Annotated in this window: 15 protein-coding genes and 1 riboswitch; of the genes, 7 read left to right on the forward strand and 8 right to left on the reverse strand. The window is 53.8% G+C overall.

The annotated features are described in order from the left end of the window. Positions 1–62 precede the first annotated feature (62 nt). A complete protein-coding gene (gene foxA / locus WCT94_RS12635) occupies positions 63–2,168 on the forward strand; it encodes a ferrioxamine B receptor FoxA (protein WP_336869831.1) in 2,106 nt (701 codons plus the stop codon). A gap of 71 nt (positions 2,169–2,239) precedes the next feature. Here foxA and WCT94_RS12640 read toward each other — a convergent pair whose 3' ends face one another. Next, entirely contained in the window at positions 2,240–3,694 is a 1,455-nt protein-coding gene (locus WCT94_RS12640; RefSeq protein ID WP_336869832.1) for a DASS family sodium-coupled anion symporter, read from the reverse strand. A gap of 305 nt (positions 3,695–3,999) precedes the next feature. Between WCT94_RS12640 and WCT94_RS12645 the strand changes: the two genes are divergently transcribed. Further along, positions 4,000–5,646 carry a Na/Pi cotransporter family protein gene (locus tag WCT94_RS12645; RefSeq protein WP_336869833.1) on the forward strand — a complete coding sequence of 549 codons (1,647 nt, stop codon included), beginning with the start codon at positions 4,000–4,002 and terminating at the stop codon, positions 5,644–5,646. Positions 5,647–6,014: 368 nt separating this feature from the next. Here WCT94_RS12645 and lysC read toward each other — a convergent pair whose 3' ends face one another. Next, positions 6,015–7,391, reverse strand: coding sequence for a lysine-sensitive aspartokinase 3 (gene lysC, locus WCT94_RS12650; RefSeq protein WP_336869834.1), 1,377 nt, complete (start codon positions 7,389–7,391; stop codon positions 6,015–6,017). A 114-nt stretch (positions 7,392–7,505) separates the two neighbouring features. Continuing rightward, a riboswitch (Lysine riboswitch) is annotated at positions 7,506–7,698 on the reverse strand. Between the two features lie 198 nt (positions 7,699–7,896). Here lysC and pgi point away from each other — a divergent pair. Continuing rightward, a complete protein-coding gene (pgi, locus tag WCT94_RS12655) occupies positions 7,897–9,546 on the forward strand; it encodes a glucose-6-phosphate isomerase (RefSeq protein ID WP_336869835.1) in 1,650 nt (549 codons plus the stop codon). A 43-nt stretch (positions 9,547–9,589) separates the two neighbouring features. Then, positions 9,590–9,937: a DUF4156 domain-containing protein gene (locus WCT94_RS12660; RefSeq protein WP_014916786.1), complete on the forward strand. Its 348-nt coding sequence runs from the start codon at positions 9,590–9,592 to the stop codon at positions 9,935–9,937. Positions 9,938–9,986: 49 nt separating this feature from the next. On the opposite strand, the gene epmB is transcribed toward WCT94_RS12660, so the two are convergent. Continuing rightward, positions 9,987–11,042, reverse strand: a complete 1,056-nt coding sequence (gene epmB / locus WCT94_RS12665; protein WP_336869836.1) for an EF-P beta-lysylation protein EpmB — start codon at positions 11,040–11,042, stop codon at positions 9,987–9,989. 41 nt (positions 11,043–11,083) lie between these two features. On the opposite strand from epmB, the gene efp reads away from it, so the two are divergent. The 3 genes from efp to WCT94_RS12680 all read left to right on the forward strand — a co-directional run bounded on the left by efp (position 11,084) and on the right by WCT94_RS12680 (position 12,421). Continuing rightward, positions 11,084–11,650, forward strand: coding sequence for an elongation factor P (gene efp / locus WCT94_RS12670; RefSeq protein ID WP_180742814.1), 567 nt, complete (start codon positions 11,084–11,086; stop codon positions 11,648–11,650). Between the two features lie 182 nt (positions 11,651–11,832). Continuing rightward, the gene (locus WCT94_RS12675) at positions 11,833–11,964 is read left to right on the forward strand and encodes an entericidin A/B family lipoprotein (RefSeq protein ID WP_005972977.1); all 132 of its coding nucleotides are present in this window, start codon (positions 11,833–11,835) and stop codon (positions 11,962–11,964) included. A 103-nt stretch (positions 11,965–12,067) separates the two neighbouring features. Beyond that, the gene (locus WCT94_RS12680) at positions 12,068–12,421 is read left to right on the forward strand and encodes a DMT family protein (protein WP_015841889.1); all 354 of its coding nucleotides are present in this window, start codon (positions 12,068–12,070) and stop codon (positions 12,419–12,421) included. A 40-nt stretch (positions 12,422–12,461) separates the two neighbouring features. Here the strand turns inward: WCT94_RS12680 and blc are convergent, their stop codons facing one another. From blc to frdA, 5 genes are all read right to left on the reverse strand, one after another. Then, positions 12,462–13,046, reverse strand: a complete 585-nt coding sequence (blc, locus tag WCT94_RS12685) for an outer membrane lipoprotein Blc (RefSeq protein ID WP_336869837.1) — start codon at positions 13,044–13,046, stop codon at positions 12,462–12,464. A gap of 123 nt (positions 13,047–13,169) precedes the next feature. Further along, entirely contained in the window at positions 13,170–13,526 is a 357-nt protein-coding gene (gene frdD, locus WCT94_RS12690) for a fumarate reductase subunit FrdD (protein WP_005972985.1), read from the reverse strand. A 14-nt stretch (positions 13,527–13,540) separates the two neighbouring features. Then, positions 13,541–13,936, reverse strand: coding sequence for a fumarate reductase subunit FrdC (gene frdC / locus WCT94_RS12695; protein WP_182101166.1), 396 nt, complete (start codon positions 13,934–13,936; stop codon positions 13,541–13,543). A gap of 13 nt (positions 13,937–13,949) precedes the next feature. After that, a complete protein-coding gene (locus tag WCT94_RS12700; RefSeq protein WP_336869838.1) occupies positions 13,950–14,687 on the reverse strand; it encodes a succinate dehydrogenase/fumarate reductase iron-sulfur subunit in 738 nt (245 codons plus the stop codon). Continuing rightward, entirely contained in the window at positions 14,680–16,476 is a 1,797-nt protein-coding gene (frdA, locus tag WCT94_RS12705) for a fumarate reductase (quinol) flavoprotein subunit (protein WP_182101136.1), read from the reverse strand. The genes WCT94_RS12700 and frdA overlap by 8 nt, the downstream gene beginning before the upstream one ends. Positions 16,477–16,739 lie beyond the last annotated feature (263 nt).

Genomic DNA, 16,739 nt, shown 5'->3' on the forward strand with positions numbered 1-16,739 from the left:
TATCACAAGACTAAAAACAGTAATAATTCTTATTTACAATAATAAGGTCTGTGGAGATTCCCATGTTCAGAAAAACGCGGCTGGCGCTGGTGGTCGGCTGTTTCACCAGTGGATTTACGGTGTCGGTACTGGCGCAGGATACGCCATCCTCTTCTTCTCCGGGTGATACGGTCGTCGTCACGTCTCAAACGCAACGCGGGGCGACCAAGCTGGAAACGCCGGATGTCGAGACTCCTCAGGCCGTTTCTATCATTACGCGCGATCAGATTCAGGAGCAGGGCGCGACCAGCGTTCGGCAGGCGGTCGGCTATACGCCGGGCGTGTATAACAATCAGATCGGCGCGTCCAACCGCTTTGACTACATGGTACTGCGCGGCTTTTCCGACGGTAGTCTGGATAACGTCTATCTCGACGGGCTGAAGATGATGGGGGATACCAACTCCCATAGCTCGCTGGTTATCGATCCCTGGTTCCTCGACAGCATTGAAGTGGTCAGAGGCCCGGCGTCCGTCCTCTACGGGCGTTCTTCTCCGGGTGGGATTGTGGCGCTGAATTCCCGCCAGCCGTCGTTCGATCGCAGCGGACAGATCAAACTGTTCGCAGGCAACAATGCACAACGTGGTGCGGCGTTCGATGTCACCGGCCCGCTGGATGATGACGAACGTTTTGCGTTCCGTCTGGGTGGGATGGTCCGTGAAGCGGATACCCAATTTGGGCCGCTGAAAGAAGAACGCTATGCGATTGCGCCCAGCCTGCTGTGGCGGATTTCCGACAAGACACGGCTGGAATTGATGGCTTACCTGCAACGCGATCCTGAGGGCGGAAGCCATTCGGGTTTACCGTATGAAGGCACGGTGGTGGCGCATAACGGGCGGAAAATCTCGAACACCTTCTATGAAGGGGAAGAGAATTATGAGAAGTACGATCGTAAGCAAAACATGGTGGGATACAACTTTGAGCATGGTTTCGATAACGGCTGGGCAGTGCGCCAAAAGCTGCGTTATCTGCGTACCAAAGTGCATTTGGATCAGGTGTACGCCTACGGCTGGGAACCATTGGGTAACAATACGCTGACCCGTTATTACTCGGGTTCCCGCGAGTCGCTGTCCGCGTTAACGTTAGATAACCAGCTTGATGGCAGCGTGGATACCGGTGCGGTGAACCATCGTCTGTTGGTGGGGATCGACTATCAGCAGCGTAATAATAATGTGGACTGGCCTTCTGGCACCTTCCCGGCGATTGACGCGTTTAATCCCGTTTATGGTTCCGGGCCAACAGGTATGTCCAGCTCGCAGGAAAGACACAAACTGCAACAGACGGGGATCTACGTTCAGGATCAAATGAGCTGGGAGCGCTGGCGCTTAACGCTGGGTGGTCGCCACGATCAAGTAAAAGTGACCCACGTTAACCACACCAAAGGCACACACAGCGAGTTGGATAAAAACAACTTTAGCTCACGTGCGGCTTTGCTCTATCTGTTTGATAACGGCTTTGCGCCATATGTCAGCTATTCCACGGCCTTTACGCCAACCAGCTTCGCCGATGATAACGGCAACGTACTGGAACCAATGAAAGGCAAGCAGTGGGAAGCCGGGATGAAGTATCAGCCGGAAGGTTCTCAAGATCAGTACAGTCTGTCGGTCTTCCGTATTAATCAGAAGAACGTGGCGACAAAAGTTCAGCCTAACGACCCTTACCGTTCTGTAGGTGAAATTGAATCGGAAGGCGTTGAACTGGAGGCCGTGAGCCATATTACCGATAATCTGCGTCTGCAAGCCGCTTATACCTATACGGATATTCGCTATAAGAAAAGCAGCGTGGCTGAGCAAGGGAAACGGGCGGTGTACGCACCGCGCAATCAGGCCAGCGCCTGGGCCAGCTATGATGTCAAAAGTGGTCTGCTGGACGGCCTGACGATTGGCTCTGGCATACGTTACGTGAACGGGGTGACCTCCGATCGCGCCAACACCCACACGCTGCCTTCTTATACGCTGGTGGATATGGCGATAGGATACGATCTCTCGAAGGTGGGTCTGAAAGGGCTAAGCGCGCAGCTTAATGTCAACAACCTGACCGATAAACGTTATGTTGCTTCCTGTAACTCGCTGGAATTCTGTTACTTCGGTGCCGAGCGCAGCGTAATCGGCAGCGTATCTTATTCGTTCTGATCGCGTGTTTTGCCGCAATAAAACGAAAGCCGGGTTTCCCCGGCTTTTTCATATCATGTATTCGCTAACGATCAATACAGGCCAATTGCCTTCCACCACAGCAGACCTGCGCTCATGAAGATTGCCTGATTGACCAGACTGACGACGAAGCCGGTGCGCCACCAGATGGCGGTGGGCACGTAGCCCGCGCCGAACAGGATGGGGCCGCGCGCGTGGGTATATTGCGTCAGTGAACAGTACAGGCTGCTGGTAAACGCCAGCATGAATGCCATCGGCACCGCCGGAATGTTCAGGTTGATCCCGACACCCAGGAACACCGCAAAAAGCGCGGCGATCTGCGCGTTGCCGCTGGCGAAGAAATAGTGGGTGTAAAAATAGGCCGCATTCAGCAGCAACAGCACCAATACCCAACTGGTTCCCTGCATTAAGTGGCCGATGTTGCTGCCGATGAGATCGCCAAACCAGTTCGTGAAGCCGAGCTTTTTCAACTGATTCGCCATCATCAGCAGCGCGGCGAACCAAATCAGCGTATCCCAGGCGCCTTTCTCGCTTTTCACGTCTTCCCAGCTCAGTACGCCGGTTAACAGCAGGAAAGACAGCCCAACGAACGAGGCTGTCGTGGCATCCACGCCTAATTTATCGCCAAAAATCCACAGCACCAGCAGGAGGATAACGGTGAAGGCCATCAGCCATTCACCGCGGCTCATGTTGCCCATCTTTGCCAGTTCGGCGACGGCCAGTTTTGGCGCATCCGGCGTATGGCGAATTTCCGGTTTGGTTAGCCAATAGACGAGCAGGGGGACAACAGCCAGAGAGATTAAACAAGGCACGAGCGCTGCCAGAAACCAGCTTCCCCAGGTGATGGTTACCCCCGCGTTGGCTGCAAGCTTCACCGCCAGCAGGTTGCCGGTGTAGGCGGTCATAAACAGCGCTGCCGTCACATCGTTAACGTTACCGATGCAGGTAATCAGGAAGGTACCGATCTTACTGCGTGAGGCATCTTCCGGTTTGGAATCAAAGCTGCGCGATAGCGAATCGGCAATCGGATAAATAATCCCGCCGCAGCGTGCGGTATTGCTCGGCATCGCAGGGGACAGCACCAGATCGGCGAAGGCCAGCCCGTAAGCCAGACCCAGCGTGCGTTTCCCAAGCAGGCGGATCATCTGCAAGGCGATGCGGCGGCCCAGACCCGTTTTGATAAATCCGCGCGCGATCATGAATGCCACAACAATCAGCCAGATCAGCGAGCTGTTCAGGTCGCTGAGTGCGGTCTGTATCGCGCCGCTGGCTGTTTTATCCCCTGCGGCATACGTCAGCGCAAAGAGCGTGATACTGATAATACCGATAGCCCCAATCGGGAGCACGTTAGCGACAATAGACACGATCGTTGCGACGAAAATGACGGCTGAGTGCCAGGCGGCGGGACTTAAGCCCGTTGGGGGTTCCATTTGCCAAAACAAGGCGGCGATGGCAAGAATCACGATCAGTGGGAGCCAGTTCAGTCCATACGAGGTTTTCGTCTTCATCCATTTTCCTTACACGAGCTAGCGGAATACTGCGGGGTTATAACCCATAAGAGTTATAGGGATAAAAAGAGCATAGCGCTAACCGGGGAAGGTGTGAGGCAAAATTATGGGCTTATTGATTTGGATTCTGTTTTTTAAATATTGTCAGTTAATTAATTTTTATCAGTAATTGATTACTGAATGATTTTTCTCCAGCGCGGGCTGCCTCGCAGTAAGGCCTGCTAACATCTGGTAAGATGGTCGTTCATTACGTCATCAACAGATCGTATTTCATCAACACATGTTTAGCTGGAGGCGCGGATTTTTTGTTAACACTGCTGAATCTCCTTTCTGCGATTGCGTTACTGGTGTGGGGCACTCACATTGTCCGTACCGGTATTATGCGGGTTTATGGCACCCAGTTACGGCGGGTTCTCAGCGACAGCGTTGAGAAAAAACCGTTAGCTTTTATGGCTGGTATTGGCGTTACTGCGCTGGTGCAGAGCAGCAATGCGACCGCGTTGCTGACAACCTCGTTTGTCTCACAGGGGCTGGTGGCGCTAACGCCTGCGCTGGTGATTATTCTCGGGGCAGATGTCGGGACGGCACTGATGGTGCGAATTCTGACGTTCGACCTGTCCTGGCTTTCTCCGCTGCTGATTTTTCTTGGCGTGATATTTTTCCTCAGCCGCAAGCAGACGCGGGTTGGGCAGATTGGCCGTGTGGCGATTGGGCTCGGGCTGATTCTGCTGGCGCTGGAAATGATTGTCGTGGCTGCTGCCCCGATCACGCAGACGTCGGGCGTGAAGGTGCTGTTTTCCTCGTTGACGGGCGACGTCATGCTGGACGCGCTGGTTGGCGCGTTGTTCGCGGTGATTACCTATTCCAGTCTGGCGGCGGTACTGCTGACGGCAACCTTGACGGCAAGCGGTGTGATTTCGCTGGAAGTAGCGATGTGTCTGGTCATTGGGGCCAATCTGGGCAGCGGGTTACTGACGATGATGAGCACCTCGACGCAGAATGCGGAAGGTCGACGCGTGGCGCTCGGCAGCATGCTATTCAAGCTGATCGGGTGTCTGGTCGTGCTGCCGCTGGTTGAGCCGCTTTCGCGCTGGCTGACGCGTATTCCGTTGGGTGCCGAAGAGCTGGTGATCTACTTCCACCTGTTTTACAACCTGATTCGTTGCCTGCTGCTGATTCCGCTTACCGGCGTGGTGGCGCGCCTGTCCTGCGCGATGATTGCTGATTCACCGCAGGTCGATGTCCAGATGAAACCGCGCCATTTGGATACCAGTTCGCTGGACACGCCAGCGCTGGCGTTAGCCAACGCCGCGCGGGAAACGCTGCGAATTGGCGATGTGCTGGAGCAGATGCTGCGGTTGTACCGCGAAGTGTTGCAGGGCGACCATATGCAACGCCGGGAAATTCGCCGGCTTGATGATGATGTCGATATTCTTTACACCGCGATTAAGCTCTATCTGGCGCAGATTCAGAAAGATGGCTTAGATGAGCGGGATTCTCGGCGCTGGGCGGAAGTGATCGAAGTGGCGCTGAATCTGGAGCAGGCGGGAGATATTATCGAGCGCATGGCAGACGACATCGCCAATCATTCCTCCGGCGTACGCATGGCGTTTTCTGCACAGGGTCTGGAAGAGTTGAACCATTTGCATGAACAACTGCTGGCGAATCTGCGTCTGGGGCTGTCGGTTTTCCTGTCGGAGGATATCACCAGCGCGAAACGCCTGCGTCGGGCCAAACATCGCTTCCGTATTATGAACCGTCGTTATGCGCACGCGCATGTCGATCGCTTACATCAGCACAACGTACAGAGTCTGGAAACCAGTTCGCTCCATCTGAGTTTACTCGGGGACATGAATCGACTGAACTCACTGTTCTGTGCGGTAGCGTATAACGTATTGATTGTGCAGCAGGATGGTGAGGAAGAACGCGAAGAGTCACCGCTGACACTGTGATTCCCTTTGTAGGGGCTCACTGGATACAGCCGTCTATTTTTATGCTGACTGAGAGATAGTTTCGTGCGCGATAATGCTGCCATTTTCATGCTACCTCGTAGCATGCGCCCGACACGGGACGGTTCAGACGCCGCTTGCCCCGTGACCCCAGGCTTTCGGCGGAAATTATGCCGCTGACGCGGTGCCTTCGTCGATATCGGGCTTAACGGACCGCTTGCGACACGCTCCATGCGTGGCGCAAGCTTTCGCCGCGTCCTGCGGCTCATCCTAAGCCTGCTATCTCCTCTGCATAATTTTTTACGCCGGATAACGGCAAAATCCGCGTCTGCATAAAAATATAACGAAGAGACCGACTACGCGTCGTGAATTTACTCGAACAGGCTGCGGTGCAGCGTCTGCACGACTCGCTCGGCATCATCACCCGGTACCAGGAAGCACAGGTTGTTGCTGCTGGCGCCGTAGCAGATCAGGCGAATACGGAAAGGTTCCAGTACGCCAAACACTTCTTTTCCGACCCCACAGGCCTGAGACAGATTGTTGCCGATCAGTGCGACCAGCGACAGATTCTCTTCAACCTCGACACGACACAGCGATGACAGTTCGGTCAGCAGGGCGCTGGACAGCAGGCTGTCGCCCGTGGAGGTGGAACCGGTGGTGTCGAGCGTCAGCGCGACGTTGACTTCTGACGTGGTGATCAGGTCAACGGAGATGTTGTGACGCGCCAGAATGCTGAACACTTCGGCCAGAAAACCGCGTGCGTGCAGCATGTTCAGGCTATACAGCTTAAGCAGCGTTTGTTTACGACGCAGCGCCAACGCGCGGAACAGCGGCGGGTTTTCGGTTTTATTGCACACTAGCGTACCGCCCGCGGCTGGATCTTTGCTGGAGCCGACAAACACCGGTATATCGCTACGCACAGCGGGCAGCAGCGTCGCGGGGTGCAGGACTTTCGCGCCAAATGTCGCCATTTCGGCGGCTTCTTCAAACATGATCTGGTCGATTCGTTTTGCCGTCGGCACCACGCGTGGGTCGGTGGTGTAAATGCCGGGAACATCGGTCCAGATATCAATCCGGCTGACGTTGAGGGCTTCGCCCAGCAGCGCCGCGGTATAATCGCTACCGCCGCGGCCCAGCGTAGTCGTGCGGCCTTTCGCCTCACTGCCGATGAAGCCCTGTGTGATCACCAGACCTTGCTCAAGGCGCGGCTGCAGCTGGCTGCGCGTCAGTTCGCCCAGCACGTCGCAGTCCGGCTGTGCACGGCCAAAGTGATCGTCTGTGCGCATGATTTTGCGCACATCGAACCATTCTGCCACGACATCACGCTGGCGCAGAATCTCGACAAACAGCAGAGTCGACATGAGTTCGCCGTGGCTGACCAGTTCATCGGTCAACGCGTTGGACGTCGCGAGCGCCGCGGCTTCAGACAGCGTGGTGACGCTGTCTAGCATGCGGTCAATTTCATCGCGAATAACGCTTTGGTTGGTCAGCCTATCGATGATGGCGTATTGGATCTGGCGGATTTTCGCCAGATGCTCGGCGCGAATTTCCGGCGCCTGGCCTTCGGCGAGCGCAACCAGTAAATTGGTGATACCTGCCGACGCCGACAGCACCACAACTCGTACATTTGGATTCGATAACACCACATCGGCGCTGCGATTCATGGCGTCAAAGTCCGCCACGCTGGTGCCGCCAAATTTGGCAATAACGGTAGAATTCGCGTTTGCGGAAACTTCAGTTGCAGACATGTCAAAAAACCTCGTGTCAGGGGTAGGCTGTTTTCAGTAAACAGCATTCCATTAATCAGCCTTGGCACAGGGGGAGAGCAGAAGTAGGGGGCAGGCGTAGAAAATGACTACGATACACCCAGAAGCGCTCCACCTTGCTGGACGTCCATCAGGACAAATCCGGTGACAACCCAGAGGATTCAGCCTCTGTAGTCGATAGGGTGAAAGCCGTATTTCACTCCATCTCGGCGTCGCTCCCCCTCGGATATCATCAGCGGATTACGGTTCCTCCGATATCTTACCTGGGCGACGCGCCTCTTCTGGCTTGCACACCGAGTGTGCAAGTACGGTGTTACAAATAACGGGTTATGCGGTTTCTGTCAATAAACAATCTGTCAGTAAACAATCTGTCCGTAACCTACAGGGCATAAATCGCTTTTAGCAAGAAAAGGGATCTCAATCTGGATTTTAAGGGATACAATCGATTCAGTCACTTTGAACTCATGCTTAGAGAGAAAGTCGCATTATGAAAAATATCAATCCAAGCCAAACTGCCGCCTGGCAGGCATTACAACACCATTTTGACGCGATGAAAGAGGTGCAAATCAGCGAGCTGTTTGCACAAGATAGCGATCGTTTCGCGCATTTTTCCGCGACGTTCGACGATCAGATGCTGGTGGATTACTCCAAAAACCGCATCACGGCCGAAACGATGGAAAAACTGCACGCGCTGGCGCGGGAAACCGACCTGTCTGCGGCGATTAAATCCATGTTTTCCGGTGAGAAAATCAACCGCACGGAAGACCGCGCCGTTCTGCACGTTGCCCTGCGTAACCGCAGCAACACGCCGATTCTGGTAGATGGCAAAGATGTGATGCCGGAAGTCAACGCGGTGCTGGCGAAGATGAAAGATTTCAGCGAACGCGTGATCGGCGGTGAGTGGAAAGGCTATACCGGAAAAACGATCACCGACGTGGTGAATATCGGTATCGGCGGCTCCGATCTGGGGCCGTTCATGGTAACGGAAGCGCTGAAGCCGTATAAAAATCACCTCAACATGCACTTTGTCTCCAACGTTGACGGCACGCATATTGCTGAAACGTTGAAGCCGCTGAACCCGGAAACCACGCTGTTCCTCGTCGCGTCAAAAACCTTCACCACGCAGGAAACCATGACCAACGCCCATAGCGCACGCGACTGGTTCCTGAACACGGCGCAGGACGAGAAGCACGTTGCCAAGCACTTTGCCGCGCTGTCCACCAACGCGAAAGCCGTCGGCGAATTTGGCATTGATACCAACAACATGTTCGAATTCTGGGACTGGGTGGGCGGACGCTACTCCCTGTGGTCGGCGATTGGACTGTCGATCATTCTTTCTCTGGGCTTTGAGAACTTTGAAAAACTGCTCAGCGGCGCGCACGCGATGGATAAGCATTTTGCTTCCACGCCAGCGGAGAAAAACCTGCCTGTGCTGCTGGCGCTGATCGGTATTTGGTACAACAATTTCTTCGGTGCCGAAACCGAAGCGATTCTGCCGTATGACCAGTACATGCACCGCTTCGCCGCCTATTTCCAACAGGGAAATATGGAATCCAACGGAAAATATGTCGATCGCAATGGCAATCCGGTGGATTACCAGACTGGGCCAATTATCTGGGGTGAGCCGGGCACGAACGGCCAGCATGCGTTCTACCAGTTGATCCATCAGGGCACCAAGCTGGTTCCGTGTGATTTCATTGCGCCAGCGATTAGCCATAATCCATTGAGCGATCACCACAGCAAGCTACTGTCGAACTTCTTTGCACAGACGGAAGCGCTGGCGTTCGGTAAGAGCCGTGACGTGGTGGAAGCGGAATTTGCGGCGGCAGGCAAAAGCGCCAAAGACGTGGAACACGTGGCGCCGTTTAAAGTCTTTGAAGGCAACCGTCCAACCAACTCCATCCTGCTGCGCGAAATTACCCCGTACAGTCTGGGTGCGCTGATTGCGCTGTATGAGCACAAGATCTTTACTCAGGGCGCGATCCTGAACATCTTCACGTTCGATCAGTGGGGCGTGGAGTTAGGTAAACAACTGGCGAACCGTATTCTGCCAGAGCTGGAAAATGACAGTACGATCGACAGCCATGACAGTTCCACTAACGGGCTGATCAACCGTTTCAAAGCGTGGCGTAACTAAGCGGGCCTGTGCCCTTTGGTTTTTCAATCGCAAGGAGGAAGACATGCAGGTTCGTATTTTGTTGGGACTCGCCGCGGCAGTGCTGCTGGCGGGATGCAGCAGTAGCAGTAGCCAACTCAGCGCCGCCGGGCAGGCCGTGACGTTCACGGATACCAAGCCAGGCAGCGAATGTCAGCTGTTGGGGCAGGCCAGCGGTAGCCAGTCTAACTGGCTGGCGGGCAATCATAGCGATGGCAGTTCTATGCGCGGTGCGGCAAACGATCTGCGTAATAAAGCGGCGGCGATGGGGGGCAATACGGTCTATGGCGCAACCAGTCCGAGTGAGACCTTCTGGTCAAGCTTTGCGCCGCTGGACAGCAAGATGAGCGGCAGCGTCTACAAATGTCCTTAAGCTAGAGAGAAACCGGGTGAGAGTAGGGAAACCTGCTCTCACCTTATAATTAACCTACCGATCGCTCAGTGTCGTCCTGATGCTGTTTCATCCCTAAATCCAGCGGTGTTTTGCTGGCTTCGCCACCGATTTCCCGCGCCAGACGCGGTACCAGATAGCCGGATACCTTCTTCATTAGCGCTTTCACCAAGACGCGCGCCTCGTTGTCATCCACTAGAAAGTGTGCAGCACCCTGTACCTTATCCAGTACGTGTAGGTAATAAGGCAGAATACCCGCGTCAAATAATGCATTGCTGAGTCGGGCGAGCGTTTCTGCGTTGTCATTCACCCCGCGCAGCAGCACGCTTTGGTTGAGCAGCGTCACGCCTGCGCGGCGCAAACGCGCCATACTTTGTGTTAAATCAGGATCAATTTCCTGCGGGTGGTTAATATGCGTCACCAGCAACACCTGAAGCGAACTGCGGGACAGACGATCGCACAGCGCGTCGGTAATACGTGCAGGGATCACCACCGGCAAGCGGCTGTGAATGCGCAGGCGTTTCAGATGCGGGATATGCTCCAGCTCGGTGATTAGCCAGTCCAGCTCGTGGTCTTTGGCCATCAGCGGGTCGCCGCCGGAAAAAATGATCTCATCCAGTTCGGGATGCTGGCGGATATAATCCAGCGCCTGACGCCAGTTGGCCTTATTGCCCTGATTATCCTGATACGGGAAATGGCGGCGGAAGCAGTAGCGACAGTTCACCGCGCAGCCGCCTTTAACCAGCAATAACGCGCGGTTGTGATATTTGTGCAGTAGCCCCGGTACGACACTGTGTTGCTCATCAAGCGGGTCGTGGGTGAAGCCTGGCGTGGCAGTAAACTCCTCGCGTGCGGTTAATACCTGTAGCAGCAACGGATCGTCAGGATTGCCTTTTTGCATCCGTGCAGCGAAGGCGCGCGGTACTCGCAGAGCAAAAAGCCTGCGTGCATCGTTACCTTGTCGGAGTTTAGCGTGATCGTTCAGTGCCAAAAGTTGCAGTAATTCATCAGGATCGGTAATTACGTCTGCAAGTTGCTGCAACCAATCTTCTCTGGAAGGTATATTTAGGGTTACAATGTGTGCCATTTTTTTGGCTTCGTACCAGTATTAAATTGTAGAGGGCCTTTATGGCGACTTATTCTAGCAACGATTTCCGTTCCGGTCTTAAAATCATGTTCGAAGGCGAGCCGTATGCCATCGAATCCAGTGAATTTGTTAAGCCGGGTAAAGGCCAGGCTTTTGCTCGCGTAAAAATGCGTCGTCTGTTGACGGGTTCTCGCGTTGAGAAAACCTTCAAATCTACCGATTCTGCAGAAGGCGCAGACGTTGTAGATACCAACATGAACTACCTGTATAACGACGGTGAGTTCTACCACTTCATGCACCCTGAGACGTTTGAACAGCATCAGGTTGAAGAGAAGACCGTGGGTGATTCTGCAAAATGGCTGCAGGACAACGCTGAATGTATCGTTACCCTGTGGGATGGTCGTCCTATCGCCGTTCAGCCACCGAACTTTATCGAAGCTGAAATCACCGATACCGATCCAGGCCTGAAAGGCGATACCGCAGGTACTGGTGGTAAGCCAGCAACGCTGAGCACCGGCGCGGTCGTTAAAGTGCCATTGTTCGTACAGATCGGCGAAGTGGTCAGAGTTGACACGCGTTCTGGTGAGTACGTTTCACGCGTTAAATAATGTATCTGGAAATGCCGCCTTCTATAAGGGCGGCTTTTTTAATTCCTTTTTTCCTCACTTAAGTTTCCCTCTGTTTTGCTCCTCGTCCGAAAAAACCGTCACAAGCATTAAAATTGGCTACGCTTAAAAAGCAGTCACTTTCGTACCGTTGAAGTCCTACTCTCATAAAGAAGGAACCGAGTATGTTAAAGAAAGCTTTTGTTGCCATTTTCTCTCTGGTTATTCTCTCTGCGGTGGTGGGGTGTAATACCACCCGAGGCGTTGGGCAAGATGTGGAAGCGGGCGGAAAGGCCATTCAGCGCAGCGCCCAATAGAAATAAGTCGTAATAACTTTTCCGAGTGGAAGAAAATGCCGTTTATGGTGTTTTCTTCCCCGCGGCGAGATAATGTGAAAGTGGATCACTCGGAGAAGTAATAATGTCGCCTATTTTCATTACTGTCGGCATGCTGACATTGAGTAACATATTTATGACGTTCGCCTGGTATGGACATCTACGCTATTTCAGCGGCCGTACCTGGATAATTGCCGCATTGGTTAGCTGGGGTATCGCGTTATTCGAATACCTCTTGCAGGTGCCTGCAAACCGGATTGGCTATCAGGTTGCTTCAGCCGGCCAATTGAAAATATTGCAGGAAGTGATCAGCCTTTCCGTATTTATCCCTTTCTCTATGATCATTTTAAAAGAGCCGTTCCGCACCGATTATATTTGGGCGGGGCTGTGTCTCTTAGGCGCGGTTTTCTTTATGTTTCGCGATAAGATCATGGGGTAACACATCGGTTATCCCCTGTGTTGTGACTGATTCGCTCAGGTTACTGATTGACCCAGATAAGGGCTTCTGTCGGGAAGCCGTAGCGTTTGGCTGTAGCGACCAGTTTGTCGCGTGTCGCGGCATCCAGCGTTGGCGTGCGTGAGAGGATCCACAGGTAGTCGCGGTTCGGCCCGCAAATCAGGGCGTAGCGGTAATCGTCATCCAGCTCAATAATGTTGTAACCGCCATAAAACGGCCCGAAGAACGACACTTTTAGTGCGCCTCGCTGAGGCGAGTCCGTGAAATAGGCTTTCCCGGTGCTCTCTTTCCATTCCTGTTTTTCGACATTAAAGCCACGGTTGATAACCTTGATGCCGCCGTCTTCCCGCGGGCTGTAGGTTGCTGTTACGCGTTCGAGATGGCGTTCAAAGCGATGGTCGAGACGGGCGATCTCATACCATGTGCCGAGGTAGCGATTGACGTCAAAATTTTCCACCACGGCGACGTTATCGGGCGGTGTTACGCTACAGGCGACAGAGAAGAGCGCCACCAGCGCGGCAATGCAGGCTTTTCCGCGGCGTCTGATGGTTAATAACAGAGTTTTGAAGAAAAGAGCGTTAAAGCGAATAGCGGTAAAATGCATCATATTGACGTCTCATCGTTTTCATCTCTGTTCCAGTGTAGACGATGAGCGTGGTCCGGCGGGAAAAATAAACGGCCTGCGACGATGTCGTGCAGGCCGTTGAGTACAAATTTACAGTATTACATTTTACAGCGTGACGACGCCGATGACGGTCACCACAGTCAGGATTGCCGCCAGACCGTAGAACACCCATTTCCCGGCAGGAACGTGGATTTTCAGGTCATGCATCGCGTGGTGGATACGGTGTAAGCCACACCAGAGCGGCAGCACGATCATTAGCAGCAAAAAGACGCGGCCGATAAAGCTCTGGCTGAACGCGGCGATGCGTTCATAGGTTAGCGCGTCTGGGAACAGCCCCAGAGGCAGCATCACGCCGACCAGCAGGATAATCACCGGGGCGAAGAACGCGCTCCACATCCCGCCGGCGCCGAACAGGCCCCAGAAAGGCGGTTCGTCAGAACGTTTTGGCGTTGGGTTAATCACGTTATTTCTCCTGTTCAGAATAGTAAGGCGATCGCCAGAACGGCTACGGTTACCACCACGGTGACAGCCCACAGCCCTTTAATGAGTGGCTCTGGCCCCATTTTTTCATCTTTAACGATGATGATGCTGGCTTTTGGCGCCAGTTCAAACCAGGTCTTGGTGTGCAGCACGGCGGCCAGCAGCGCAACGATATTAATCAGCAGCACCAGTGGGTTTTGCAGGAAGCTGACGAAGTGTGCCCAGCCTTCCGGCCCGTTCTTCAGTGCGAAGACGCCGCACATCAGTACGATGCTAAACCAGACGGCGGGGACAGCCGTCCCCTCACGCAGCATATAAAAGCGGTAGAACCCCAGCTTTTTCCACCAGGTCGGCGACATGTCGCGAACATACGCTTTACGTTTAGATGTCATCATTGTCCCTCCCTTATTGTGGTTTCAGCATGGCGATCATGAAGTCTTTCGCGCTCTCGACTTTGCCTTGCTGGATAGCAGCGGCAGGGTCGACGTGCTTCGGACACACTTCTGAGCAGTAGCCCACAAACGTACAGCTCCAGACGCCGTTATTGCCGTTCAACTGCGGCATACGCGCTTTCTTGCCGTGATCGCGGGTGTCCAGGTTATAACGGTGCGCCAGCGTAATCGCCGCCGGGCCGATGAACTCAGGGTTCAGGCCAAACTGCGGACAGGCCGCGTAGCACAAACCACAGTTAATACAGCCGGAGAACTGGTGATACTTCGCCATTTGCGCTGGAGTCTGCTTGTTCGGGCCATCAGCAGGTTTACGATCGTTACCGATGATATACGGCTTGATAGCTTCCAGGCTCTCGATGAAGTGGGTCATATCGACCACTAAATCGCGCTCAATGGGGAAATTGCCCAATGCTTCGACCTTCAGACCGTTCGTGTATTCACGCAGAAAGGTTTTACAGGCCAATTTAGGGACGTTATTCACCATCATGCCGCAGGAGCCACAAATCGCCATACGGCAGGACCAGCGGTAGGAGAGGTCCGGCGCCAGGTTATCTTTGATATAACCCAGTGCATCCAGCAGGGAAGTCTGCGTGTTGTACGGGACATCGAACGTCTCAAAATACGGTTCATTGTCCTGTTCAGGGTTATAGCGCATGACTTCCATTTTCAGGGTTTTGATCGTCTCAGCCATTCGCCTGCTCCTTCTTGCTGCCTTCCTGCGCATCACCTTCTGCACCGTATACGCGTTTGGCCGGTGGCAGCTTGGTAATTTTCACATCGCTGTACTCCAGACGAGGTGCGCCTTCCGGGTTATAGAACGCCAGCGTATGCTTCAGGAAGTTAACGTCATCACGCTCGGTGCAACCCTCATCCAGACGCTGATGCGCACCGCGAGACTCTTTACGGTTGATCGCCGAGTGCGCCATACATTCCGCAACATCCAGGCTGTGGCCTAGCTCAACGGTGTACAGCAGATCGGTGTTGAACACGCTGGAACGGTCGGTGATTTTCACGCGTTTGAAGCGCTCTTTCAGTTCAGCCATCTTATCGACGGTTTTCTGCATCAGATCGGTGGTGCGGTAAATACCACAGCCTTCTTCCATCGACATGCCCATTTCGTCGCGGATTTTCGCCCAGCTTTCGGTGCCTTCCTGATTCATCAGGTCATGCAAGCGCTGTTCGATGTCGCGCGTTTGCGCGTCCAGCGCTGAACCGTTGGCCGGCGCTGCTGCCTGTGCGCGCTGTACGGCGTGTTCACCTGCAACGCGCCCGAAAACCACCAGTTCGGCCAGCGAGTTGGAACCCAGACGGTTCGCGCCGTGCAAGCCAACAGAGGAACATTCGCCGACGGCGAAGAGACCCTTGATGCGAGTTTCGCAGTTTTGATCGGTTTCAATGCCGCCCATGGTGTAGTGCGCGGTAGGGCGAATAGGAATCGGCTCTTTCACTGGATCGACGCCAACATAGGCTTTTGCCAGTTCGCAGATGAACGGCAGACGTTCCAGAAGCTTCTTCTCGCCGAGGTGGCGCAAATCGAGATAAACCACGTCGCCCAACGGGGTTGAGACGGTGCGGCCTGCGCGCCATTCGTGCCAGAACGCCTGCGAGACTTTATCGCGTGGCCCCAGCTCCATGTATTTGTTCTTCGGCTGGCCGAGCGGTGTTTCCGGGCCCATGCCGTAGTCTTGCAGGTAACGGTAGCCGTCTTTGTTGACCATGATGCCGCCTTCGCCGCGGCAGCCTTCGGTCATCAGGATACCGGAACCGGGCAGACCGGTCGGGTGATACTGAACGAATTCCATATCACGCAGCGGTACGCCGTGGCGGAACGCCATGCCCATACCGTCGCCGGTGACGATGCCGCCGTTGGTGTTGTAACGGTACACGCGACCTGCGCCGCCTGTTGCCAGCACCACAGCGTTAGCGCGGATCTGAATCAGCGACCCTTCCATCATATTGATGGCAACGAGACCGCGCGCCTGGCCGTCATCGACCAGAACGTCGAGGACAAAGTGCTCATCAAAACGTTGGATTTGCGGATATTTAAGGGAGGTTTGGAACAGCGTATGCAGCATGTGGAAGCCGGTTTTATCGGCGGCAAACCAGGTGCGTTCGATCTTCATCCCGCCAAAGCGGCGAACGTTGACAGAACCATCCGGTTTACGGCTCCAGGGGCAGCCCCACTGTTCCAGTTGAATCATCTCTTCCGGGCAGTGTTTGACGAAGTGCTCAACCACGTCTTGTTCGCACAGCCAGTCGCCACCGGAGACGGTGTCGTTGAAGTGATAATCGAAACTATCGTGTTCCTGAGTCACTGCTGCTGACCCACCTTCTGCCGCCACGGTATGGCTACGCATTGGGTAGACTTTTGAGATCAGCGCAATTTTCAGTTGAGGGTTGGCTTCTGCGGCAGCAATTGCCGCTCGTAGGCCAGCACCTCCGGCCCCGATAATGGCCAAATCGGCATTAAAGGTTTGCAATGCATTCCTCCAGTTACTTAAGTTAATTAAGTTAAAATAAAAAAATAATATCTATTCATTTCTGTCTTTATATCCGAGCTTAATATCAAACCCGCTGAAAATTATGTGATAGAGGTATAAAGAATAGATAAACCTATAATTTTTGTGTGGGAATAATTATACCGAATTATAGGTAGATGAAATTTGATGTGATCCCGCATTTTGTCGTTTTTTCAGCGAGTCTCGTATTTATTGATAAAAACGTGATCGAAAGACTTATTTAG

Source organism: Pectobacterium sp. 1950-15, assembly GCF_037136835.1.
Lineage (GTDB): Bacteria > Pseudomonadota > Gammaproteobacteria > Enterobacterales > Enterobacteriaceae > Pectobacterium.